The 22,804-nt window shown below is 72.6% G+C and carries 19 protein-coding genes; 6 read left to right on the forward strand and 13 right to left on the reverse strand.

Translation table 11 applies throughout. The features are described from left to right. The first annotated feature begins 13 nt into the window (after positions 1–13). Complete coding sequence (locus ACZZ97_RS12000; protein WP_463473304.1) at positions 14–994, forward strand: NAD-dependent epimerase/dehydratase family protein; 981 nt, start codon at positions 14–16, stop codon at positions 992–994. 169 nt (positions 995–1,163) lie between these two features. Here the strand turns inward: ACZZ97_RS12000 and ACZZ97_RS12005 are convergent, their stop codons facing one another. Continuing rightward, the gene (locus tag ACZZ97_RS12005) at positions 1,164–2,495 is read right to left on the reverse strand and encodes an alanine racemase (RefSeq protein WP_463473305.1); all 1,332 of its coding nucleotides are present in this window, start codon (positions 2,493–2,495) and stop codon (positions 1,164–1,166) included. 100 nt (positions 2,496–2,595) lie between these two features. Here ACZZ97_RS12005 and ACZZ97_RS12010 point away from each other — a divergent pair, with 100 nt between their 5' ends. Continuing rightward, positions 2,596–3,000: a RidA family protein gene (locus ACZZ97_RS12010; protein WP_123547776.1), complete on the forward strand. Its 405-nt coding sequence runs from the start codon at positions 2,596–2,598 to the stop codon at positions 2,998–3,000. A gap of 57 nt (positions 3,001–3,057) precedes the next feature. On the opposite strand, the gene ACZZ97_RS12015 is transcribed toward ACZZ97_RS12010, so the two are convergent. The 7 genes from ACZZ97_RS12015 to ACZZ97_RS12045 all read right to left on the reverse strand — a co-directional run bounded on the left by ACZZ97_RS12015 (position 3,058) and on the right by ACZZ97_RS12045 (position 12,076). Next, complete coding sequence (locus ACZZ97_RS12015; protein ID WP_463473306.1) at positions 3,058–3,693, reverse strand: NAD(P)-dependent oxidoreductase; 636 nt, start codon at positions 3,691–3,693, stop codon at positions 3,058–3,060. A gap of 91 nt (positions 3,694–3,784) precedes the next feature. Then, complete coding sequence (locus ACZZ97_RS12020; protein ID WP_463473307.1) at positions 3,785–5,407, reverse strand: N-acyl-D-amino-acid deacylase family protein; 1,623 nt, start codon at positions 5,405–5,407, stop codon at positions 3,785–3,787. 141 nt (positions 5,408–5,548) lie between these two features. Further along, positions 5,549–7,240 (reverse strand): beta-N-acetylhexosaminidase, encoded by a 1,692-nt coding sequence (locus tag ACZZ97_RS12025; RefSeq protein ID WP_314103033.1) that lies wholly within the window; start codon positions 7,238–7,240, stop codon positions 5,549–5,551. A gap of 4 nt (positions 7,241–7,244) precedes the next feature. After that, the gene (locus tag ACZZ97_RS12030; RefSeq protein ID WP_314103034.1) at positions 7,245–8,231 is read right to left on the reverse strand and encodes a carbohydrate ABC transporter permease; all 987 of its coding nucleotides are present in this window, start codon (positions 8,229–8,231) and stop codon (positions 7,245–7,247) included. Next, entirely contained in the window at positions 8,228–9,190 is a 963-nt protein-coding gene (locus ACZZ97_RS12035; RefSeq protein WP_463473308.1) for a carbohydrate ABC transporter permease, read from the reverse strand. The genes ACZZ97_RS12030 and ACZZ97_RS12035 overlap by 4 nt, the downstream gene beginning before the upstream one ends. Positions 9,191–9,357: 167 nt before the next feature. Further along, positions 9,358–10,680 carry an extracellular solute-binding protein gene (locus tag ACZZ97_RS12040; protein WP_314103038.1) on the reverse strand — a complete coding sequence of 441 codons (1,323 nt, stop codon included), beginning with the start codon at positions 10,678–10,680 and terminating at the stop codon, positions 9,358–9,360. 181 nt (positions 10,681–10,861) lie between these two features. Then, positions 10,862–12,076 carry an ROK family transcriptional regulator gene (locus ACZZ97_RS12045; RefSeq protein ID WP_463473309.1) on the reverse strand — a complete coding sequence of 405 codons (1,215 nt, stop codon included), beginning with the start codon at positions 12,074–12,076 and terminating at the stop codon, positions 10,862–10,864. 344 nt (positions 12,077–12,420) lie between these two features. On the opposite strand from ACZZ97_RS12045, the gene ACZZ97_RS12050 reads away from it, so the two are divergent. After that, positions 12,421–13,359, forward strand: coding sequence for an ROK family protein (locus ACZZ97_RS12050; protein ID WP_314103040.1), 939 nt, complete (start codon positions 12,421–12,423; stop codon positions 13,357–13,359). A gap of 155 nt (positions 13,360–13,514) precedes the next feature. Here the strand turns inward: ACZZ97_RS12050 and ACZZ97_RS12055 are convergent, their stop codons facing one another. The 5 genes from ACZZ97_RS12055 to ACZZ97_RS12075 all read right to left on the reverse strand — a co-directional run bounded on the left by ACZZ97_RS12055 (position 13,515) and on the right by ACZZ97_RS12075 (position 21,316). Beyond that, positions 13,515–16,604, reverse strand: coding sequence for an alpha-mannosidase (locus ACZZ97_RS12055; protein ID WP_463473310.1), 3,090 nt, complete (start codon positions 16,602–16,604; stop codon positions 13,515–13,517). Between the two features lie 94 nt (positions 16,605–16,698). Then, positions 16,699–17,529: a carbohydrate ABC transporter permease gene (locus tag ACZZ97_RS12060; protein WP_192040784.1), complete on the reverse strand. Its 831-nt coding sequence runs from the start codon at positions 17,527–17,529 to the stop codon at positions 16,699–16,701. Between the two features lie 8 nt (positions 17,530–17,537). Next, positions 17,538–18,518, reverse strand: a complete 981-nt coding sequence (locus ACZZ97_RS12065; RefSeq protein WP_463473311.1) for a carbohydrate ABC transporter permease — start codon at positions 18,516–18,518, stop codon at positions 17,538–17,540. A gap of 2 nt (positions 18,519–18,520) precedes the next feature. Further along, on the reverse strand, positions 18,521–19,900 hold the full coding sequence (locus ACZZ97_RS12070) for an extracellular solute-binding protein (protein WP_463473312.1): 1,380 nt from the start codon (positions 19,898–19,900) through the stop codon (positions 18,521–18,523). A gap of 147 nt (positions 19,901–20,047) precedes the next feature. Beyond that, on the reverse strand, positions 20,048–21,316 hold the full coding sequence (locus ACZZ97_RS12075; protein ID WP_463473313.1) for an ROK family transcriptional regulator: 1,269 nt from the start codon (positions 21,314–21,316) through the stop codon (positions 20,048–20,050). Between the two features lie 89 nt (positions 21,317–21,405). On the opposite strand from ACZZ97_RS12075, the gene ACZZ97_RS12080 reads away from it, so the two are divergent. Genes ACZZ97_RS12080 through ACZZ97_RS12090 form a run of 3 tightly spaced genes read left to right on the forward strand, consistent with a single transcriptional unit; the run spans position 21,406 to position 22,719 of the window. Beyond that, positions 21,406–21,879: a GNAT family N-acetyltransferase gene (locus ACZZ97_RS12080; RefSeq protein ID WP_123547763.1), complete on the forward strand. Its 474-nt coding sequence runs from the start codon at positions 21,406–21,408 to the stop codon at positions 21,877–21,879. After that, complete coding sequence (locus ACZZ97_RS12085) at positions 21,876–22,268, forward strand: MGMT family protein (protein ID WP_463473314.1); 393 nt, start codon at positions 21,876–21,878, stop codon at positions 22,266–22,268. Before ACZZ97_RS12080 ends, ACZZ97_RS12085 begins: the two co-directional genes overlap by 4 nt. Before the next feature lie 34 nt (positions 22,269–22,302). Continuing rightward, positions 22,303–22,719, forward strand: a complete 417-nt coding sequence (locus tag ACZZ97_RS12090; protein WP_463473315.1) for a hypothetical protein — start codon at positions 22,303–22,305, stop codon at positions 22,717–22,719. Positions 22,720–22,804: the final 85 nt, after the last annotated feature.

Below are 22,804 nucleotides of genomic sequence, written 5' to 3' on the forward strand. Positions count from 1 at the left end.
GCACAGTGGAGCGATGACGCAGAAGTCCCTCCTGGTGGTCGGCGGCACCGGCCAGATCAGTGCCGCGTGCGTGCGCGAGGCGGTGCGCGTCGGCTGGTCCGTCTCGGTGCTCAACCGCGGCAGCACCGCCAGCCGCCCCCTCCCCGACGAGGTCGAGTCGATCGTCGCCGACGTCCGCGACGAGGAGGCGCTGGTCACAGCCCTGGCAGGACGTCGGTTCGACTCCGTGGCCGACTTCCTGACCTTCACGCCCGACGAGCTGCGCTCGATGCTGCGCGCCGTGGTGCCGCACGCCGAGCAGTACGTGTTCATCGGCTCCGCCTCCACGTACCAGAAGCCGCCCGCCGCGCTGCCGATCTCGGAGTCGACCCCGCTCTTCAACCCGTGGTCGCCGTACGCCCGCGACAAGATCGCCTGCGAGCGGCTGCTGCGCGACGAGCACCTCGCAGGCCGGGTCCGCGCGACCGTCGTGCGTCCGTCGCACACCTACGACCGCACGCACGTGCCGCTGCTCGGCGGCTGGACCGTCATCGAGCGGATGCGTCGCGGAGCCCCCGTCGTGCTGCACGGCGACGGGACCTCGATGTGGGCGATGACCCACGCGGACGACTTCGCGCGGGCATTCGTCCCGCTGCTCGGCGCCCCCGAGGCGTCGGGCGAGGCGTTCAACGTCATGTCGTCCGAGCTGCTCACCTGGAACCAGATCGCGCGCTGCCTCTCGGACGCGGCCGGCGGGTCGCTGCACGTCGTCCACCGCACGACCCACGACCTCGTCGCGGCGGCGCCCGAGTGGGACGCCGACCTGCGCGGCGACCGCAGCCACCCCGCCCTGTTCGACTCGTCGAAGGTGCGCGAGGTCGCCGTCGGCTGGGAGCCGCGCGTGCCCTTCGCCGAGGGCGCCCGCCAGATCGTCGCGTGGCACGACGCCGACGCGTCGAGGCGCGTGGTCGACCCCGAGGTCGACGCCCTCTACGACCGGCTCGCCGCGGGCTGACGGGCCGACCGGCCGCTGCCGCGTGCGCGGTCCGGGCGCGCGCGGCCGTCCGTGCGGCTCGTCAGGGCGACGGCGCTCGGAGTGCGGGCGGGTTCGTCGTGGGCGGGCCGTCGCCACCGCCCGGCCACGACGAACCCGCCCGGTCTCGGGGACCCTGCCTCGGCAGTGCTCAGAAGCGCGTCAGCCAGGTGCCCTCGACGACGGGCGGCTGCTCGCGGACGGCTGTGCCGCCGCGCACGAGCGAGAGCTCGCGCCACTGCGACAGCGTCGTGCACGGGTGCGAGACGCCGAGGCGCACCAGGTCGCCCACGGCCAGCCCCGAGGAGGCGCCCAGCCGGAGGAACGCGTGCTGGTCGTTCAGGGCGGTCACCACGGCACCCTCGAGCGCTCCGTCGAGGCGCGTCGCCGACGTGTCGTCCGTGCCGCCTCCTGCGGTCGGCCGCCAGGCGTCGAGGGGAAGGGGAAGTCCCTCGTCGTCGGCCGTGTCGCGTCTCCCGACGTTGAGCAGGGCGAGCTCGGGCTCGGGCCGCGAGATGACGCTCGCCCAGAGCTCGATCGCCGGCAGGAACGACTCGCGGCCCGAGACGCCGTCGATCGGCGGGGTCGTGTCACGGGCGAAGGGCGTCAGCCGGCGGTAGAGGTCGTGGTCGTGCGCGACGTACGACCCCGAGCGGAGCACCACGCGCGTCCGGGGCCCCCGTTCGCCGTCCGGGTCGTGCCGCTCGGCGAGCACGGCGACGACGCGCTCGAAGTAGACGCTGCCGCCCGCGCTCACGACGACGTCGCCAGAGCCCGCCAGCCAGGGCTCGAACGCCTCGGGGTCGATCGCGTCGAGCAGCTCGAGCACCGTGCGCAGGTAGTCGTCGATCAGCTCGATGCCCGCGGGGTCGACGTCGTGGGTGAGGGCGCCCTCGTAGCCGGTGACGCCGGCGAGGACCAGGTGCGGCGCCGCCACGACGGCGTCGACCACGGCGAGCGCCTCGGCGACCGTGCGGGCCCCGGTCCGGCCGACGGGCGAGCCGATCTCGACGAGGACGGCGAGAGGCGGCACCTCGGCGGCGTCGGCGTCGGCGTCGGCGGCCCGGGCGGCTGCCCGCGCGAGCGCCTCGTCGACGAGCCGGACGGCGGCGACCGAGTCGACCCACATCAGCACGCGCGTGGAGCCGGGGTCGGCGGCGAGGGCGACGAGCGCCTCCTCGGAGAAGGTCGTCCCGGCCAGCACGACGTTCGGCACGCCGGCCTCGCGGGCCACCGCCGCCTGGAACGCCGTCGCGACGGTGACGCCCCACGCGCCGGCGTCGAGCTGCCGCCGCCAGATGTCGGGCGACATGGTGGTCTTGCCGTGCGGCGCCAGGTCGACCCTGGCCGCGCGGCACCACGCGGCCATCGTGTCGACGTTGTGGTCGAGGGCGTCGAGGTCGACGGTGAGGAGGGGCGTGGGGAGGCGGAGCAGCGGCACCGGCCGGCGCTCGTTCGCGAAGGTGGCCTTGGACGTCTGCACGGGGGTGTCCTCTCGTCGTGGAGCGGGGCGGTCTCCCGATAGCTTTGCAGGACAGCCTCACCGACACGACAGCACCATCGACACGGAAGAGAGACCCCCTGTGAGCGACAAGACCCAGGTGATCACCACCGGAGCCCCCACCCCCATGCCGATCTTCTCGCAGGGCGTGCTGAAGAACGGGTTCCTCGCCGTCTCCGGCCAGGGCCCGCAGGACCCGGCCACGGGCGAGTACCTGTTCCGCGGAGACCTGACGGCGCAGACCCTGCGCACCCTCGACAACGTGAAGGCGATCGTGGAGGCGGCGGGCGGCACCGTCGACGACGTCATGTCCCTGCGCGTGTTCCTCACGCAGCGGAGCGACTTCGCCGAGATGAACGCGGCCTACGAGACCTGGGTGCGGGCGAACGTCACCAGCGGCGTCTTCCCCACCCGCACGACGATCTTCGTCGAGCTGCCGAACGAGGCGATGCTCGTCGAGATCGACGCGCTCGCCGTCCTCGGCTGAGCTGCTCGCAGCGGCGGCGGCAGCAGCAGCGACAGGCGTCGACGCCGATCCGGCGGCCTACGCGCCCGTGAGCACGGCCGTGCGGCGGAGCCAGGTGTCGTCGCCGAGCTGGGCGAGCATGAAGCGGGCCACGTCGGCGCGGGTGACCTGGGTGGACGCGCCGTCGGCGAGGTGCTCGGACGCCACGACGTCTCCCGTCGCGGGGTCGTCCACGAGGCGGGTGGGGTAGACGAGGGTCCAGTCGAGGCCGCTGGCGCGCACCTGCGCGTCGGCCGCCTCCTTCGCCTCGTAGACCTTGCCGAGCACGGTGTGGAAGAAGATCTTCTGCAGGGCGCCGGCGTCGGCCTCCGAGTCGCCGACGCCGAACGCCGAGCAGACGACCAACCGGCGGACGCCCGACGCCCGCATCGCGGGCAGCAGCGCCTCGCCCACCTCGACCTCGACGGGGTGCCGCACGCGGCGAGAGCCGACCGCGTTCAGGACGGCGTCCTGCCCCACGACCGCCTCGGCCACGTCGTCCGCGGAGGTGGCGTCGCCGACGACGACGCGCACCCCGTCCGCATCGTGACGAGCGGCGTCGTCGAGGCCTGACTCGTCACGTACCAGCACGGTGACGTCGTGGCCCGCGGCGAGCGCCTGGCGCAGCAGGTGCGACCCGACTCCCCCGGTGGCTCCCAGCAACAGCAGCTTCATGGCGTCTCCTCGTCGTCCGGCGCGCGTCGAGTCGGGTGTCGACGAGCTGTGGTCGAGCGAACACCCCCCGGCAGTGTCGCGGCCGTGAGCCTCAGGCGGGCCCCGCGAGCTCGCCCGCGACGAGCTCGCCCGCGACGAGCTCGCCCGCGACCCACACGCCGCGCACGCCCGACGGCGGGCGCCGCGGCTCCGCGTACGTCGCCCGGTCGGCGTACGCGACCGGGTCGACGAGCTGCAGGTCGGCCGCCGCCCCGGGCACGACCCCCACGGGCGTCGAGGAGGCGACGGTCCGGAAGCGGCGGTGCGCGGCGACGCTCATCCGGTGCACCGCCTCCTCGCGGGTCAGCACCGCGGACGGCCCGGTGCCGCCGTACACGTCGAGCAGCCGGGCGAACGTGCCGTACAGCCGCGGGTGCACGGTGCCCGACTCGCGGGGAAGCCCGTCCGAGCCGACGAGCGTGTGCGGCCAGGCGAGGGCGGTGCGCATCCCCTCGAGGTCGGTGTGGAACACGATCACGGTCAGCGCGCCCCGCTCGGCGAGGACGAGGTCGGCGAGCACCTCGCGTGGGTCGCCGCCGAGCTCGGCCGCGATGTCGGCGACGCTGCGGCCCTCGAGCCCGGCGTCCTCCGGTCGCGAGAAGCCGGCGAGCAGGATGCGCGCGGGCCCGATCGCCGCCCACTGGTTCTCGAGCGCCGTGCCCGGCCAGGGCTGCTCGAGGCCGGCGAGCACCGCGGCGCGGCTCGTCGGGTCGCCGAGCGCCTCGAGCAGGCTGTCGACGCCGCGGTCGGCCGTCGAGGGAGGGAACAGCGACGCCACCGTCGTGCTCCCGGCGTCGTAGGGATAGACGTCGGCGCTGATGTCGAGCCCGCCGGCGCGCAGGTCGTCCAGGTGGTCGACGATCGACTCCATGCCGCCGACGTTCCGCGGTCCGGTCACCTTGAGGTGGCTGACGTGCACGCGGGCGCCCGACTCCCGGCCGAGCGAGGCGAGCTCGTCGACGGAGGCGCGCAGCCCGTCGGCCTCGTTGCGGACGTGGGCGACGAGCAGCCCGTCCCTGGCCGCGACCTCGCGGGCGATCGCGAGCAGCTCCGGCCGGTCGGCGGCATCACCGGGCGCGTACATCAGGCCCAGCGAGACGCCGAGCGCACCGGCGTCGAGCGCGTCGCCGACCGCCCCCGCGATGCGCGACGACTCGGCCGCGTCGGCAGGCCGCCGCACCATGCCGAGCACGGAGGCGCGGACCGGTGCGTGCGGGACCAGCGCGCGGGCGTGCACACCGAGCGGCTCACGGGCGAGCGCCTCGACGTAGTCGCCGAAGGTGGCCCAGCGACGGTCGGGGAACGGGCCGAGCACCGGCAGGGAGTACTGCTCGAGCGAACGGTCGGGCGGGTCGGCCGGCGGCGGGGACGGCGCCACGCCCTGCCCGCAGTTGCCGACGATCGTCGTCGTCACGCCCTGCGACGTCTTCGGCGTGATCCCGCCCGGACGGAACAGCGCCGCGTCGTCGTGCGCGTGCACGTCGACGAACCCGGGCAGCACCTCGAGACCGCGGCCGTCGACCACCCGGCCCGCGCGGCCCGCCTCGACGACGGACGCCGCAGCCCCGGGCCCCACGGCCTCGACCACCCCGTCGCGCACGACGACGTCGGCCACCTGCGCCGCCCCTCCTCGACCGTCGTGGACCGTCGCCCCGATGATGACCGTCGTCGACACGGGATCCTCCTCACTCAGGAACGGGCGACCGCACGTTCCTGATCAGTGCACGACTCAGGACTCTCGCTCCCTCCCCCGCGCGGATCAGGACAGATGTTCCTGAATGAAGAGAGAGGGAGAGGAGACAGGCGGGCGGGGCGGTCAGGCGATGTTCGCGGTGATGCCCGCGATGTACGCGGCGCGGTCCTCTCGCGAGGCCGGCCGGCCGGGCACGCCCGGACGCGTCTGCCACGGCAGCGGCCCCGACGCCCGGTGGTACTCGACCCCCGCCGCATCGAGGCGCAGGAGGTGGTGGTCGAGCCGTGCGGAGAAGCCCGCGAAGTCCCGGGGCGCGTCCGACCAGAGCACGTCCGCCACCGCGCAGAGGCGGGGGAACACGAGGAAGTCCACGGTGCGGGGCGAGTCCATGTGCTCGGTCCAGACGTTCGCCTGACCGCCCAGCACGTGCCGCGCCTCCTCGGCGGTCAGCTCGGCCGGGACGGGCTCGAACGCGTAGACGTCCTCGAGGCCGAGCACGATCGAGACCGGGATGGGCTCGTCGGGCGAGTCGGACTGGCGGTAGTCGAGGTAGACCTGGTCGTCAGGGCAGGCGACGACGTCGTAGCCCAGCCGCGCGGCGGTCACCGCGCCGGTCATGCCCCGCCAGGAGGCGACGGTCGCGCCGGGCGACATGGGTCGGGCGCCGTCCGACGCGTGCCCGTCGCGGCTGTGTCCCTCCAGGATCTCGTCCCAGCCGAAGGTGCGGCGACCCGCGGCCGTCACGTGCTCGTCGAGCTGGCCGATGAACCAGGCCTGCAGCTGTTCCTCGTCGGCGAGGCCGCGCTCGCGCATCAGCTCCTGGGTGCGGGGGTCCGCCTCCCACTGGGCCTTCGGGCACTCGTCTCCACCGACGCCGATCCAGGTGCCCGGGAACAGGTCCATCACCTCGGTGAGGACGTCCTTGTAGAAGTCGACGGTCGACTGCTCGGTGTTGAGCACGTCCTCGAAGATGCCCCACTCGGTGCCGACCGCGATCTGTCGCGGCTCGGGCACGGGGATCCCGCCGGCCTCGACCGCGCCGACCCCGAGGTGCGGGTAGGCGGTGATGGCGGCCATCGAGTGGCCGGGCACGTCGATCTCGGGCACCACGGTCACGTGCCGCGCGGCGGCGTAGGCGACGACCTCGCGGATGTCGGCCTGCGTGTAGAAGCCGCCGTGCGGGCGGCCGTCCTGCGTCGCCTCGGGCCCGGCGCCCACCTGCGACGACGCGCGCCACGCGCCCACCGTCGTCAGCCGGGGGTACTTGACGATCTCCACGCGCCAGCCCTGGTCCTCGGTGAGGTGCCAGTGCAGGGTGTTGAGGCGGTGCATCGCCATGAGGTCGATCAGGCGCATCACGTCGTGCGTCGGCATGAAGTGCCGTGCCACGTCGAGGTGCATGCCGCGCCAGCCGAACCGGGGCGAGTCGGCGACGTCGACCGCGGGCACCGACCACTCGACGCCCTCGACGAGCGAGCGACGGAACACCTCGGGCGGCAGCAGCTGCCGCAGCACCTGCGCGCCGTAGAAGACGCCGGCGGCCGAGCCGCCCGTGATGCGGACGCCGGCCGGGCGCACCTCGACGCGGTAGCCCTCGTCGTCGAGCTCGGGGTCGAGGTCGAGCGAGATGCCGGCGCCGTCGCCGTCGCCCTCGCGCAGGGGCAGCCCGGTCGCGGGTCGCAGCACCGACTGCAGCCAGGCGACCGTGCCGCCGAGCGAGTCGGGCGCCGAGACGCGGGTGGCGGAGTCGAGCAGGTACGCGCCGGAGGCGGTGGTCAGCTGGTCGACACGGGGCAGCAGCAGGGGGTCGGTCACGGTTCTAGCCCTTCACGGCGCCGGCGGACATGCCCGACACCAGGTTGCGTTGGATGATGACGAAGAAGACGACGACCGGCAGCGAGAACAGCACGCTTGCCGCCATCTGCCCGCCGGAGTCGGTGCCGGTGTTCTGCGAGACGAACGACGCGAGCCAGACCGGCAGCGTGTACATCGACTGGTCCTTCATGAACGTGTAGGCGATGATGTAGTCGTTCCAGGCCGCGATGAAGGCGAAGATGCTCGTCGCGATGACGCCCGGCGCCACGAGCGGGAACAGGATGCGCGTCAGCACCTGCCAGGTGTTCGCGCCGTCGAGCTGGGCCGCCTCCTCGATCTCCATCGGGATGGCCACGAAGAACCCTCGCATCACCCAGATCGAGAACGGCAGCACCGTCGCGATGTACGCCAGCACGAGGCCCGCGTAGGTGCCGAGCAGCCCGATGCTGTTGAAGATCAGGAACAACGGGATCAGCAGCGCCGTCGTCGGCAGCATCTGCACGGCGAGGATGACGATCATGATCGTGCGGCGCCCGCGGAAGCGGAACCGCGAGAGCGCCGCGGCGGCGAAGAAGCCCAGGATGATCGCGAGCAGCACCGTCGCGATCACCACCACCGCGCTGTTGCGCAGGTTGACGAGGAACCCGCTCTGCGTGATCGCGACGACGAAGTTGTCGAGCGTCGGGTGCTGCGGCAGGAAGAGCGGGGTCGACGTCATCGACTCCGACCGTGGCTTGAAGGCCGTGTTGACCATCCAGTAGACGGGGAAGATCCACACGGCGCTGAACAGCACCGCGAGCGAGTTGCTGAACCAGCGGGGCTTCTTGCGGCGACGCGACCGGCGGACGGGCGTCGCGCCTCCTGCGGTGCCGTCGGAGGAGCCGGCGGCAGGGCCGGCGGAGGCGGGGACGGCCGAGTCGGCGGCCGCAGCGGTCTCGGACGGGCCGTCGGTCGCCGAGGCGCCGACGCCGGTGGGAACTGTCGTGGTCACAGGTCTTCTCCCGAGCGGATGAGGTTGCGGATGTAGAACGCGGTGAGGCCGAGCAGCAGCAGGGTCGTGACGACCGAGATGGCGGCGCCCTGTCCGATCTCGAAGCCGACGAACGCCGTCTTGTACATGAAGACGCCGAGGGTCGACGTCGCGTCGTCGGGGCCGCCCTGCGAGACGAGCCAGATCTGGTTGAAGACGTTGTAGTCCCAGATGATCGAGAGGATCGTCACGAGCAGCAGGGTCGGCTTGAGGAACTGCAGGGTGACGTCGCGGTACACGCGCCACTCGCCGGCACCGTCGAGACGGGCCGCCTCCTTGTACTCGGGCGACACCTGCGTCTCGGCGGCGTAGAGGGTCAGCGCGATGAAGGGCACCGCCTGCCAGACGATCAGCATCCAGATCGACGTGTACGACAACAGGGGATCGTTCGACCACTGCGTGTCGGTCATGTCGCCGAAGACCCGCAGCTGCGTGAGCATCCAGTTGACGACGCCGTAGCCGGGCTGGAACAGCCAGTTCCAGACCAGCGAGGAGGCGACGTTCGGCATCGCCCACGCGAAGATCAGCACGACGGTGACGACGTACCGCATGCTCGTGTGGATCCGCGTCAGCAGGTGCGAGACGCCCATGCCGATGACGACGCTGCCGGCGACCATCGCCACGGTGAAGAGGACGGTGCGGAGCAGCGACCACCAGAAGTCGCTGTCGGTGAACAGCGTGACGTACTGCTGCAGCCCGACCGACTCGTAGGCGCCGGTGAACAGGCTGCGCTGGTCGTAGTTCGTGAACGAGGTGAAGACCAGGAACACGATCGGCGCGACCATCACGACGAGCAGGACGATGCCGGCCGGGCTCAGCAGCCAGAGCGGGGCGAGCTGGCGCTTCTTCCCGGGCCGCGGGGCCGGGCCCTCGGGGGCGTGCTGGCGGGGTGGGAGGGGCGGCGCTGTCGTGACGGCCATGGCTGCTTCCTGGGTCGGGACTCACAGATCGGGTCGAGCGGTGATCGGAACGAGCGGTGATCGAGTCGAGCGGTGGAGCTGGTCGAGCGGGGTGGTCCCGGCCGGGCGGCGCACGTCCTGCTCGTACGTCGCCCGGCCCTGCGGTGCGGAGCCGCTCGCGGGTGGGACTACTTGTTGAGGGCGTCGTCCGTCGTGCTGTCGAACGACTCGGCGGCGGCCTCGGGCGACTTGCTGCCCGAGGCGACGCTGCTGAAGAGGTCGTTGATGCTCAGGTCGCCCTCGAGCGCGGCCCAGTTGCCGCTGGCCGGGGTGGCCTTCGAGTTCAGCGCCGCCGAGAAGAAGCCCTCGTCGATGTCGCCGAGCGTGCTCTGCGCCGCCTCGATGCCGTCGGTGCTGTTGGGGATCCAGCCGTCGTTGCCGTAGACCCAGTCGCTCTGGATCTCGGGGCTGGCCGCGATCTTGACCCACTGCAGCGCGAGGTCGGTGTTGGCGCTCTTGGCCGCGATGCCCCAGTCGGAGCCGCCGAGCATGACGGGCTGCGACTCGCCGGACTTGCCCGGGAACGGGAAGGTGCCGAAGCTGTCGTCCGTCAGGGCGGGGTTGGCCTCCTTGATCAGGTCGATCTTGCCGTTGGTGCCGAGCATGGCACCGGCCTTGCCGTCGGCGAAGATCTGGTCCTGGTTGGGCACGTCGGTGTCGAGCGTCTGCGAGGCACCCGTCGAGTAGGTGTTCTGGAACTCCTTGAAGTCCTCGAGGCCCTGCTGCGCCTCGTCGGACGACAGCCCGGCCGACCAGGTGCCGTCGTCGCCCTGCGTCGCGATCTCCCCGCCGGCGTCCCAGACGAACTGCATGCCGGCGTACCAGTAGGCACCGGGCATGTAGAAGGGCGAGAAGTCGCTCGCCGGGTTCGCCGCCGCCAGCGTGTCGAGGTCGGCCGTGAGCTGCTCGTAGGTGGTGGGCTCCTCGGTGATGCCGGCCGCCGCCCACATGTCCTTGTTGTAGATGACGGCGCGGGCGCCCGCGAAGCCGGGGACGCCGTAGAGCGAGCCGTCGACCGTGGCGGGCTCCTCGAGGCCCGTGAGCCACTCCTGGCCCTGGGCGATGTCGTCCGCGTAGTCGGTGAGGTCGAGCAGGGCGCCGTTCTCGGCATAGCTCGCGACCTGGGTGTTGCCGAGGTCGAGCACGTCGGGCGGGGTGGACGTCGCGAGCGCGGTGCTGATCTTGGTGGTGATGCCGTCCCACTGCTGGGTCTGGACGTCCACCTCCGCGCCGGTCTGCTCGGTGAACTCGTCGTTGATCGCCTTGATCGTCTCGTCGGTGTAGTCGCCCGTCATGACCCAGACGGTCAGCGTCTCGCCGTCGCCCTTCGTGGTGGGCACCGTCTGCGGCCCGTCGCTGCTGCCGCCTCCTGCCGTGCCCGCGCTCGAGCAGGCGGTCAGGGCAAGGGCGGCCGTGAGGCCGAGGGCCGCGACCGCTGTGTGACGTGTCATTCGCATTGTGTCTCCTCGTGGACGGGGCGGCGGTGCCGCGGGGTGCTGCTGGGAGTGATGGTGGTCGAACAGGTGCGGGGGGTGCTGGTGCGGGTGGTGCGGTCTGTGGTGGATCGGGCGGCGGGAGCGCCTGGGGAGGGGCCGCCGGGGCAGGGGCCGCGTGCCGCGCGGCCGTGCGCCGTCACGAGACGCCCAGCTCGGCCGAGAGCACGAGGGAGGCGGCGCCGAGCACGGCCAGGTCGCGGTCGTCACCCGCGTAGCGGAGGACGAGCCCCTGGCCGACGGCCGCGAGCGTGCGGGCCCTGACCGTCTCGACCGCCGCGCGCAGCAGCACGCCGTCGAGCAGCTCACGGGGCCCGGAGAGCACGACCTCGTCGAGCCCGAGGGCGCTCACGACGGGGGCGAGCACGAATCCGAGGTCGCGCCCCGCGGCGTGCAGCACCGCACCGCGCGAGCCGGGGTCGACGGCGAAGAGGCGGGCCGACAGCCCCGGCGCCGCGAGCGAGACCTCGAGGCAGCCGCGGCGGCCGCAGGCGCACACGTCGCCCGCCTCGTCGACGGTGACGTGCCCGATCTCGCCGGCCGAGAAGCGGTCGCCCTCGACGAGCGCTCCCCCGACGATGAGGCCCACGCCCACGCCGTGCTCGATGGTGATGACCATCAGGCTGCGGGACGGGTCGCGCTCGGGGTCGCCGAAGGTGTGCACCCCGAGGGCGGCCAGGTTCGCGTCGTTGCCGACGTGCACCGGCACGCCCGTGCGGGCGCTCAGCCGGGCCGCGAGCGGCAGGTCCCACCAGCCCAGGTGCACCGCCGTGCGCACGACGCCCTGGTGGTCGACGATGCCGGGCGTGCCCACCCCGACGCCGAGGAGGCGCGTGGTCGTCAGCGCGGACAGCTCGTCGACGAGGCGCTCGGCCAGCGCCACGGCCGCCTCGCCCGTCGCCCCGTCGATGTCGACGCTGGCTCGGCCGACCACCTCGCCGCGGACGTCGACGACGGCGCCGGAGAACCGCTCCGCCGACGAGAGGTCGAGCGCGAGGATGTGGAACGAGTCGGGCCGGATGCCGACGAGCGTCGCCGGCTTGCCGACCCGGGAGTCGCCTCGGAGCCCGAGCTCGGCCACGACCCCCTCGTCGGCCAGCTCCTGCACGATGCCCGAGACGGTCGGCCGGGTGAGTCCGCTCTCACGGGCGAGGTCGGCGCGGCTCATCGAGCCCTGGCGCCAGAGGGTCTGCAGCACGAGCGAGCGGTTGCGGGCCCGGGTGTGCTGCGGGAGCGACTTGGCGGTGACGCGCAGGGTCGAGGAGGAGGCGCGCTCTGCACCGGGGGCGACGGGAGCAGCGGCATGCGTGGCGGCACGGGGGGCGGCGGCACGGGGGGCGGCGGCTCGGGGCACGGTCACCTCCTCTCGTCTCGGGCGTCGCCGACCGGGGCCTCGAGAGGCGTGTGCCGTCTCGTGGTGCGAGACGGGCCCGGCAGCGTTGCCGTTTAGTAAAAATGCCTTACAAACACGTTGTCAAGGCTGGTGCGGTGAGTTTACGAGCAGGAAACACGGCTGGTCAATACCCGAAACGAGCCCGAGATCTCGGGCCCCTCGTGCTTGCTGCCGTTCGGTTAGTAAGCTTTACTAACACCCATGAGCAGGCCTGTCCCCGCCTTCCCCGGCATCGTCGTGACGCCCGTCCTGGTCGTGAGCGAGGGGCCTCGCCCTGACCACGCCGTGGCGCCGGGGGCGTGCCCGTGAGGCTCGGCCTCGACATCGGCGGGACGAAGATCGACGCCGTGGCCGTCGCCGACGACGGTCCCCGGTCGCCCCGGCCCGTGCACCGCGTCCGGCTCGCCTCGGGCTTCGGGGTCGACGAGGTCCTCGACAACGCGGTCGAGGCCGCGCAGCGCCTCGCGGCGCTCACCGGCGTGCCGCTCGATCGTCTGTCCTCGGTCGGCGTCGGCGTGCCCGGCGTCGTCGACGCCACCACCGGCAGGGTCGGCCACGCGGTCAACCTCGGCCTCGTCGACACGGCGCTCGGCGACGAGCTGGCCCGCCGCCTCGGCGTGCCCGTCAGGGTCGAGAACGACGTCAACGCCGCAGCGCTCGGCGCGTGGCACGCGATGTCACTGCAGGGCTCGATCGCCTACCTCAACCTCGGCACCGGCCTCGCCGCCGGGCTGGTCCTCGACGGTCAGGTCCGCCGCGGCGCGCACGGTGCCGCAGGCGAGATCGGGCACGTCCCCGTCGACCCGACCGGCGCCTGGTGCGCGTGCGGACAGCGTGGCTGCCTCGAGACCGTCGCCTCGGGATCAGCTGCGGCCCGGCTCTGGCCGACCACCGCCCTGCACCCGGCACGCGCCCTCCTCGACGCGGCGGCCGACGGCGACCACCTGGCCGTGCAGGCCCGACGCACCCTGGTCGACGGGGTCGCGCAGGCCGTCCGGCTGCTCGCCCTGACGGTCGACGTGCAGACGATCGTCGTCGGCGGCGGGATGAGCGCCCTCGGCGACGAGCTGATGGGGCCGGTGCGCGACGCGCTCGCCCACCAGGCCGCCGCCTCCTCGTTCATCGCGTCGCTCGACCTGGCCTCGCGTCTCGTGCTGCTGCCCGCGGGACTGCCCGCCGCTGCCGTCGGGGCGGCCATGGCGGGTGCTCAGGCCGACCCCGTCCCGGCCGCGACCCTGCGCTGACTCCTCCCCTTCTCCCGGCCCGCCGTGAACCGGCAGGAAGTGCTGCCCGGGCCTCCCCGACCAGCACCTCCTGCCGGTGCACCGGGCCGGCCAGCGGCCGACCGGCGGCCCGCCAGCGGCCGACCGGCGGCCCGCCAGCGGGCCCGGGCGGAGCCTCAGCCCCGGCGCGCGAAGCGCAGGGTGACGATCTCGAACGGGCGAAGCGTCAGCTCGAGGGGCTCCCCTGCGGTCCACCGCGCGGCGCCGGGGACGTCGGCTCCGTCGACGCCCAGCTCGCGCTCGTGCAGGTCCGTCCGCCAGGCCCCGCCGAGCGCCGCCGACGCGTCGACCCCGATCGTCGACGCGGCCCTCGATCCCCTGGCCTCGTAGAGCCGGACGACGAGGTCGCCCGAACGGTCCTCCGCGAGCTTGACCGCCTCCACGACCACCGCCGGCGACGACGACGTGACCAGCGGCGCGACCGGCCCGCCGGAGCCGAACACGGTACGCAGCGGCAGGTTCAGCCGGTAGCCGGCCGACAGCGCGTCGACCACGTCGGGCGCGACGCGCACGGTCGACCGCAGCACGTGGCGGCCCTGGTCGGCGTGCGGGTCGGGGAACACCGGCGCCCTCAGCAGCGACTGCCGCACGAGCGTGGTGGTGCCGCCGTCGTCCCGGGTCGAGCGCGTGATGTCGTGTCCGTACGTCGAGTCGTTCGCGACGGCCACCCCGAAGCCGGGCTCGGCCACGTGCACCCACCGGTGGGCGACCGTCTCGAAGCGGGCGAAGTCCCATGAGGTGTTGGAGTGCGTGGGGCGCTGAACGTGCCCGAACTGGACCTCGGACGCCGCGCGGTCGGCGTGCACGTCGAGCGGGAAGGCCAGCTTCAGCAGCTTCTGCCTCTCGTGCCAGTCGACCTCGGTCACCAGCTGCAGTTCCGCCTCGCCCTCCTCGAGGGCCCAGCGCTGCACGATCGTCGACGTGCCGGTGGTCCGCGTCACCACGAGCGACACCCCGTCGACCTCGACCGACACGGCGTCGACGAGGTCGGTGCGGGCGTTGACGTAGACGGCGTCGATGTCCCACGCGTCCCACTGGTTCGGGGTGTCCCGGAAGATCTGCAGCAGCCCGAGCCTCGCGCCGGGAGCGACGAGGTCACGCCCGGACGTCGAGTCGACGAGCGACGAGACGAGCCCGTCGGAGTCGAAGACGGCCCTGACGAGCCCGTTCGAGAGCACCCAGCCGTCGCCGTCCGCGTCGAGCACCACGCCGGTCGCCGTCGAGCCGGCCGCGGCGACGGCGGCGGCGCCGCTGCTGTCGACGACCGCCGCGGACGACGCGGCCACCCCGCGGTGCGGGACCGGGCCCGCGTTGAAGGCGACGGCCACGTCGCCTTGCCCGGCCAGCACCTCCTGCGCCCTGGCCGTCAACGCACCGAGCTGCTCGGCGACCCGGGCGTAGTTCCGCTCGGCGTCCTGGTGCACCCAGGCGATGGACGAGCCGGGGAGGATGTCGTGGAACTGCAGCAGCAGGACGGTCTGCCAGAGCTCGTCGAGCTCGTCGTACGGGTAGTCGAGCAAGCCCCGGACGGCCGCGGTGGCGCACCACAGCTCGGCCTCGCGCAGCAGGTGCTCGCTGCGGCGGTTGCCCTGCTTCGTGCGCGCCTGCGAGGTGTACGTGCCCCGGTGGAACTCGAGGTACATCTCGCCCGACCAGACCGCCGGGTCGGGCATCTCGTCACGGGCCTGCGCGAAGAAGGAGGCGGGGGTGCCGACGGTCACGCGCGGCGAGCCCTCGAGATCGGCGGCCCGTCTCGCGGCTGCCATCATCTCTCGGGTCGGCCCGCCGCCGCCGTCGCCCCAGCCGAACGGCACGATCGAGACGTTGGAGACGCCCTTCTCGCTGTACTCGCGCTCGGCGTGTGCCAGCTCGACCGCCGAGAGGTCGGAGTTGTAGGTGTCGACCGGCGGGAAGTGCGTGAAGACCCGGCTCCCGTCGATGCCCTCCCACAGGAACGTGTGGTGCGGCATCCGGTTGGTCTCGTTCCACGACTCCTTCTGCGTGAAGAACGAGTGGGCACCGGCCGCGCGGGCGATCTGCGGCATGGCGCCCGTGTAGCCGAACGAGTCGGGCAGCCAGACCTCGTCGCACTCGATCCCGAACTCGCGCCGGAAGAAGGCGTGCCCGGCCACGAACTGACGGGCCAGCGCCTCGCCTCCCGGCATGTTCGTGTCGGACTCGACCCACATCCCGCCGACCGGCACGAACCGGCCCTCGGCGATCTTCTCCTTCATGCGGGCGAAGAGGTCGGGGTAGCGCTCCTTCACCCACGCGTACTGCTGGGCGCTCGAGGCGGCGAAGACGAAGTCCGGGTCCTCGTCCATCAGGGCGACGACGTTCGAGAAGGTACGCGCCACCTTGCGCTGCGTCTCGCGGACGGGCCAGAGCCAGGCCGAGTCGATGTGCGCGTGGCCGGTCGCGACGACGCGGTGGGCGCTGGCGGCGGCGGGCGACGCGAGCACGCCCGCGAGCGCCTCGCGCCCGAGGACCGCGGACCCGGCGACGTCGTCGTGGTCGACGACCTCGCACGCCCGCTCGAGCGCGCGCAGGATCTCGTGTCGCCGTGGAGTGCCGAGGTCGAGGGTCCGCATCAGGCCGAGCAGCGTCCAGATGTCGCGGTCGAGCTCCCACACCACGGTGTCCCTCTCGGCGAGGTCGAGTGTCCGGAGCGTGTAGATCGGTGCCGTCCCGGCGGTCGCCTTGTCGCCCATGGGCGTCTCGAGGTAGAAGAAGTTGCCGCCGACGTCGGGGTTCGACGCCGCCTCCACGAAGAACTCGATCGGCGCCCCCGGCGAGGCCGAGCCGCCCACCAGCGCCAGCGGCACGTAGCCGTTGTACGGCTCGATGGCCTTCACGAGCGTCCCGTCGCGACGCCAGACGAGCCCCTCGGCCTGGAAGCCGGGCTGACGTGTGCTGAAGCCCAGGTCGACGACGGCCTCGAGCGCCGTGGCCGGGTCGGCGCCCCAGCCCTCGGGCACGACGCCCGTCACCCGGAACCAGGTGGTGCCCCACGGCCGGCTCCACGGCGTGCCGGGGACGAAGGGCACGTACTGCTGACGGACGGCCTCGGCGAAGGGCACGGGCTCGTCCGGCACCTCCCACGCCTCGACGGTGAGCGGCGCGGCGCGTCGGTAGATGTTCGGCGTGATCCGGTCGAGGACGAAGCGGTCGATGCGGGCCTCGACGAGGGCGGTGTTGTCGTGCATGGGGAGAGTCTCCTTGTCGGCGCGCACGAGCGCGCGGAGGTTCGGTGATCCGGTGGGACGAGGGCAGGTCAGGGGCGGTCGTGGAGGAGCGACATCACCCCTTGACCCCGCCGGCGAGGGCGTTCGATCCGCCGAGGGTGCGCGACACCAGCACGTAGAGGGCGATGACCGGCACCGAGTACACGATCGAGAACGCCGCGAGCTGGCCGTAGGCGACCGAGCCGTACTGTCCGAAGAAGTTGAAGATGCTGACGGCGGCGGGCTGCTTGTCGGGGCTCAGCAGCAGGATGAAGGGGACGAAGAAGTTGCCCCACGCCTGGATGAACACGAAGATGAAGACGACCGCGATGCCGGGCCGCATGAGCGGCACGACGACGCGCGTCAGCGTCGAGAACATCGACGCGCCGTCCGTCCAGGCCGCCTCCTCGAGCGAGATGGGCACCGAGTCCATGAAGTTCTTCGACATCCAGATCGCCATGGGCAGGCTGGAGGCCGCGAGGAAGAACACGGTGCCGCCGATCGAGTCGATCAGGTCGAGCGAGACGAACAGGCTGTAGACCGGCACCATCATGGCGGTGATCGGCAGGCACGTCCCGAAGAGGATGCCGTAGAGGAACGGCTTGTTGATCCGCATCCGGTACCGCGACAACGGGTACGCGGCGAGGATCGCCACGACGACGGTGATCAACGCGCAGCCCCCGGACAGGACGAGGCTGTTCGCGAGCGGGATGAACGAGATCTCGGGCGTGAGCACCTGCCGGAAGTTGTCGAGCGTGAACTCGTCGGGCACCGCTGCCGAGAGGGACGCGTCCGTGTCGACGGAGGCGAGCACGAGCCAGACGAGCGGCACCGCGAAGCAGAGCCCCACGACGACCAGGACGAGGTTCGAGACCAGCGCGAGCCGCCGGCCGCTGGGCGAGGTCATGGCCACGGTCAGTCCACCTCCGGCTTGAGCGCCCTGATGTAGATGATCGAGAAGACCGCCCCGACGAGCAGCATGATGGTCGCGATCGCGGTGCCGAATCCGAGCTGCGAGAAGCGGAAGGCCTCCTGGTAGGCGAGGATCGGCAGCGTCGAGCTGTCGGTGCCCGGGCCGCCGCCGGTCATGACGAAGATCAGGGTGAAGACCGAGAGCGTCTGCAGGGTCGTGAGCATGAGGTTCGTCGAGATGCTGCGACGGATGGCCGGCAGCGTGATGTAGACGAGGCGCTTGAGGCCGCCTGCGCCGTCCATCTCGGCCGCCTCCGTGATCTCGGGCGGCACCTCCTGGATGGCCGCCGAGTAGACCAGCATCGAGAAGGCGGCGCCGCGCCAGATGTTGGCGATGATGACCGAGATCAGCGGGAACGTGTAGAGCCAGTTGGCCCCCGTGATCCCCAGCCCGGCCAGGATCGTGTTGAGCGTGCCGCCGTCGTTGAAGAACGCGTACGCGACGAACGCGGCGACGATCTCCGGCAGCACCCAGGCGGCGATGACGAAGGTGCCGACGACGGCGCGGACGCCCTTGTTCGCCGAGCGCATCAGGAGGGCGACGCCGAGTCCTACGACGTTCTGCCCGACCACGGCGGAGAAGAACACGAACGCGAGCGTGAGCAGCACCGACTTGGGGAAGTCGGGGTCGGCGAACAGCTCGCGGTAGTTCGCGAAGCCGACGAACTCCGAGCCGCCGGCGGCGTAGCCGGTCAGGGAGGCGTTGGTGAACGACCCGTAGAACGACGAGATGACCGGGCCGAGCAGGAAGATCGCGAGCAGCACGATCGCGGGCACCAGCGGGACGGTGCGTCCGGCGGTGCGCAGGGCACGGGCCCGGGAGGCGCCCGCCCGGCGACCGGACGGCTCACCTCCCGGCCCCGCGCCGGGGCCGCCCGGCCGGTCGCCGTCGCGACCGACCGGGGCAGGAGCGAGGGTCGTCATCGTCAGTCGGCCTCGACCGTCGCGTCCTCGCCGACGATGCCGACCAGGGCCTCGTCGTACGCGGCCGCCGCCTCCTCCGGGCTCTGCTGGCCGGTCATCACCGCCTCCATCGCGATGGTGATCTCGCTCGAGATGCGGTTGTAGTCGGTGGTGGCGGGGCGGAAGTGCGTCACGGGGACGATCGACGAGAAGAACTCGAACGAGGGGTTCGCGGCGACGTACTCCGGGTCCTCGGCGACGTCGCTCCGCACGGCGATCTGGCTCGCGGCGATGTCGTAGGACTGCGAGCCCTCCTTGCTCAGCGACTGCTCGATGAACTCGAACGCCTTGTCGGGGTTCGCGCTGTTCGCGCCGACCGCGAGGGTCCAGCCGCCCGACATGCTGACCGCGCCGGGAGCCTGCCCGTCCTGGGTGGGCATGGGCGCCTGGCCGAGCACCTCGCTCCACTCCGGCCACGGGTTCGTGCCCGTCTCGAGCCAGGTGCCGCTCAGCCACGACCCGTCGAGGGCGATGCCGACCTTCGACTGCGGGAGCCACTCGCCGCCGACGATCGTGGCGATGTTGGTGTCGAGCGCCTGCTCGGGGGTCGGGCCGACCCCGCCCTGGTAGACGTCCTCGATGAAGCCGAGGGAGTCGACGAAGCCCTGCGACCCGGTGACCCACTTGCCCTCGTCGTCGTCGAAGAGGGTGCCGCCCTCGGTGCCGTAGAGCAGCATCTCGAAGCCCTGCATCGTGGCGCCCTCGCCCTGCGGCTTGCCGGAGTAGATGTTGAAGGGCACGACGTCCGGGGAGGCCTGCTTGAGCGTCGCGGCCGCGTCGAGGACGTCGTCCCAGGTGGCGGGCTCCCACGGCACGGGCAGGCCGGCTGCGGCGAAGAGCTCCTTGTTGTACCAGAGCGCCCGCGTGTCGGTGCCCATCGGGACTCCGTAGAGCTTGCCGTCCTCGCCGACCCCCGCCTCCTTGGCGTTGTCGTAGAACATGTCCCAGTCGTCCCAGGCCTCGGTGTACTCGTCCAGGGGCAGGAGGAACCCGGCCGCGGCGTCGCTCTTCAGCTTCGCCGTGTCCTCGTACTGCACGTCGGGGGCGGTGGAGGGAGAGCGGTTCATCAGGGCGAGCTTCGTGAAGTAGTCGTCGTTCTGGCCGGCGATGGGGACGAGCTCGACGGTCATGTCCGGGTTCGCCGCCTCGAACTCCGCGGCGACGGCCTTCATGTGGTCGTCCATCTGGGTGAAGGTGCCGAACTTCTGGTACGCCACCTTGAGCGTGTCCTCGTCGCCTCCGCCGCTGCCCCCGGCACAGCCGACGGCCAGCAGCACGGTGGTGGTCGCTGCGGCGGCGACCGCCAGCACGCGACGTCGTCGGGTGTTCGTCGTTCGAGTCATGGTGCTCCCTTGCTCCATCGCTCGACCGGCGTCGTCGCCGGTCCGTGGGAGTTACTACACCGTATGGAGTTATTGCTTGTCAAGACGTCGTGACCGAGCTGTGACCCTCGACCGAGGGCCCCGGTCCGCCGCGCCCGGCGCCCGCCCCTAGGCGGAGATGAGCAGCGCCGACGGCCTGGGCGAGAAAGCGTGGTCGAGCACGAGGCAGGCTGCCCCCACCGCCGCGACGTCCGTGCCGATGGCCGACTGCTCGAGGGCGATCGGGTGCTTGGCGATGAGCGCGGCCGACGACCGCACGGCCTCCGGCAGCACCTGGAGCACCCAGGGGGCGACGACGTGCCAGAACGGCCCGCCGAAGACGACCTCGGCGAGGTCGAGCAGGTTGAGCACGACCACGACGGCCCGGGCGAGGTGCCGCGCAGCCTCGTGCAGGATCTCGAGGGACCCCTCGTCGCCGTCCGCGGCCTTGCCCGCCAACGCGACCAGCGCCTCCTCGATGCGGTGCAGGTCGTCGGGGTCGCCCTCCGAGCGGGCGGCGTCGAGCACGTCGACCCGCAGGTCGTCCGCCGTGAGCACGCCGGCCTCGACCGCCTGGCGCACGAGCGCGTGGGGAGTGATCAGCTCGCCCACGCAGCCGATCCGACCGCAGGTGCAGCGCCGACCCGAGGAGGCGACGGTCACGTGTCCGGAGTCGCCCGCGTTCGAGCTCGACCCCCGCACGACGTCGCGGCCGATGACGAGGCCGGTGCCGAAGCCCGTGCCGTAGTAGACGAAGGCGAAGTCGCGCCGGGAGGCGCCGTCGCTGAACCAGAGCTCGGCGACGGCAGCCGCGGCGACGTCCTTCTCGAGCAGCACGGGCAGCCCCGTCGCCTCGGCGATGGCCCGGCGCAGGGGCACGTGCCGCCACCGCGGCAGCATCGGCGGGTCGAGGACGACGCCGTCCTCGACGTCGATCGGCCCCGGCGCCGCGATGCCGATCCCGAGGAGGCGCGCGCGGTCCACGCCGGAATCCGCCACGAGCCCGTCCACCGTCCGGGCGATCAACCCGACGACCTCGTCGGGCCGCGACGCGGACGGGGTGGGGGTCTGTGCGTGCGCCACCACGGTGCCGTGCAGGTCGAGCAGCACGTAGGTCACGACCGCGGGGTCGACGTGGACCCCGAGAGCGAAGCTGCCTCCCGGCTCGAGCTGCAACATGGTGCGCGGCTTGCCCGGGCCGCTGATGACGGTGCCGCTCTCGCGGATCAGGCCGGCGTCCAGCAGCCGTCGCGACACGTTCGTCACCGCCTGAGGGCTGAGGCCGGTGCGCTCGGCGATCTCGGTCCGGCTGAGCCCGGCCGCCTCACGCCGCACCGCGTCGAGCACGACCGAGCGGTTGTAGCCGCCGACGGCCGGGAGGTTGGTGCCGCGCCTCACGGCTTCGCCGGGCCACGGTCGGTCTGCATGCCCCGATCCTCCCACCCTCGACGGTGGTGCCCGGCCGGGTGCCCCGTTACCCTGAGGCCATGTCGGACCTGCGCCTCGAGACCCTGTCCGCCGCCACCGTCGTGGCGGCCAACAACCTGACGCTGAAGCCGGGCCAGGAGCAGTACGTGGCCCCGGTCTCGCACTCGATCGCCGAGGCGTACGTGAACCCGACCACGGCGTGGCCCCGCGTCGTGCTCGACGGCGACGAGGTCGTCGGCTTCATCATGGGCAACTTCGACGCGGACGCCGACGACGAGTCCCTGCGCAGCTGCATCTGGCGGGTCAACGTCTCGGCCGAGCACCAGGGCCGCGGCGTCGGTCGCTTCGCGATCCACGCCCTCGCAGGCGAGGCGCGCAGCCGCGGCTTCGACACGCTCACCGTCATCTACGAGCCGGGCGACGACGGTCCGGAGCGCTTCTTCGCCCACATCGGCTTCGAGGTCGTCGGCGAGACGCCGTACGGCGAGCACCTCGCGGCGCTCACCATCAGCCCGACGCCGCAGGGCGAGTGACCCAGGGGGCAGCTGCGCCCGACGACGGCCCTCCCGACGACGCCTCGCCGGGCGACGACTTCGTCTCGCGCGTCGTCTCGGTCGTCGAGTCCGTGCCGGAGGGGCGGGTCATGTCGTACGGCTCGGTGGCGGCGGCCGTCGGCTCGCGCTCGTCGCGCGGCGTCGGCAAGGTGATGGCGCACGCGGGCTCCGACCTGCCGTGGTGGCGCATCGTGAAGGCCTCCGGGCACGCCCCCGAGGGTCACGGCCAGCGCGCGCTCGAGCACTGGCGCGCCGAGGGGACGCCCCTGTCGTGGTCGCGGACAGGCACGGTCCGTGTCGACCTCGAGCGCGCCTCCTGGTGGCCCGACGTCAGCCTGTCGGACGAACCGGTCGACCCGTTCGGCTGACGCGCCCGCGGCTGCCAGGCGCTTCGATCGGAGCATGCCCTCGCTCCCCCGTCTCGCCGCCGCCGTCGCCGTCGCCGCCGTCGTCTGCGTCACCGCCTCCTCCTGCTCGGCCCTGGGCCTCGGCTCCGACGAGAAGACGTGGGAGTTCGACCGCTACGGCGACGCACCGAAGGCGGGCACGCGCTCGTTCGTGCTGGATGCCTGGGTGCCGACAGACGCGGTCGACATCAGGGCGGTGGCGCGTCGCGAGGCACCGCAGGAGGCGGTCCTCACGTTCCACAGCGCCGCCTCCCCCGCCGACGCCGCGGGCTGCGCCGCCGTCGAGCCGGTCACCGCCGCCCCGCCGCTGTCTCCGGCGTGGCTGCCCGACCCCACGCCGACGGCCGGCTGGAGCTGCGGCGACTGGACCGTCGTCGCTGACGACGGCACGGTCTGGGCCTGGCGGGGCTGACGCCCGCCGCGCACGACCTGACGCGCCTGACGCCCGCCGCGCACGACTCAGGAGAACGGGCGGGCCGCCTCCTGAACCGTGCACC

Source organism: Frigoribacterium sp. AC512, assembly GCF_979258295.1.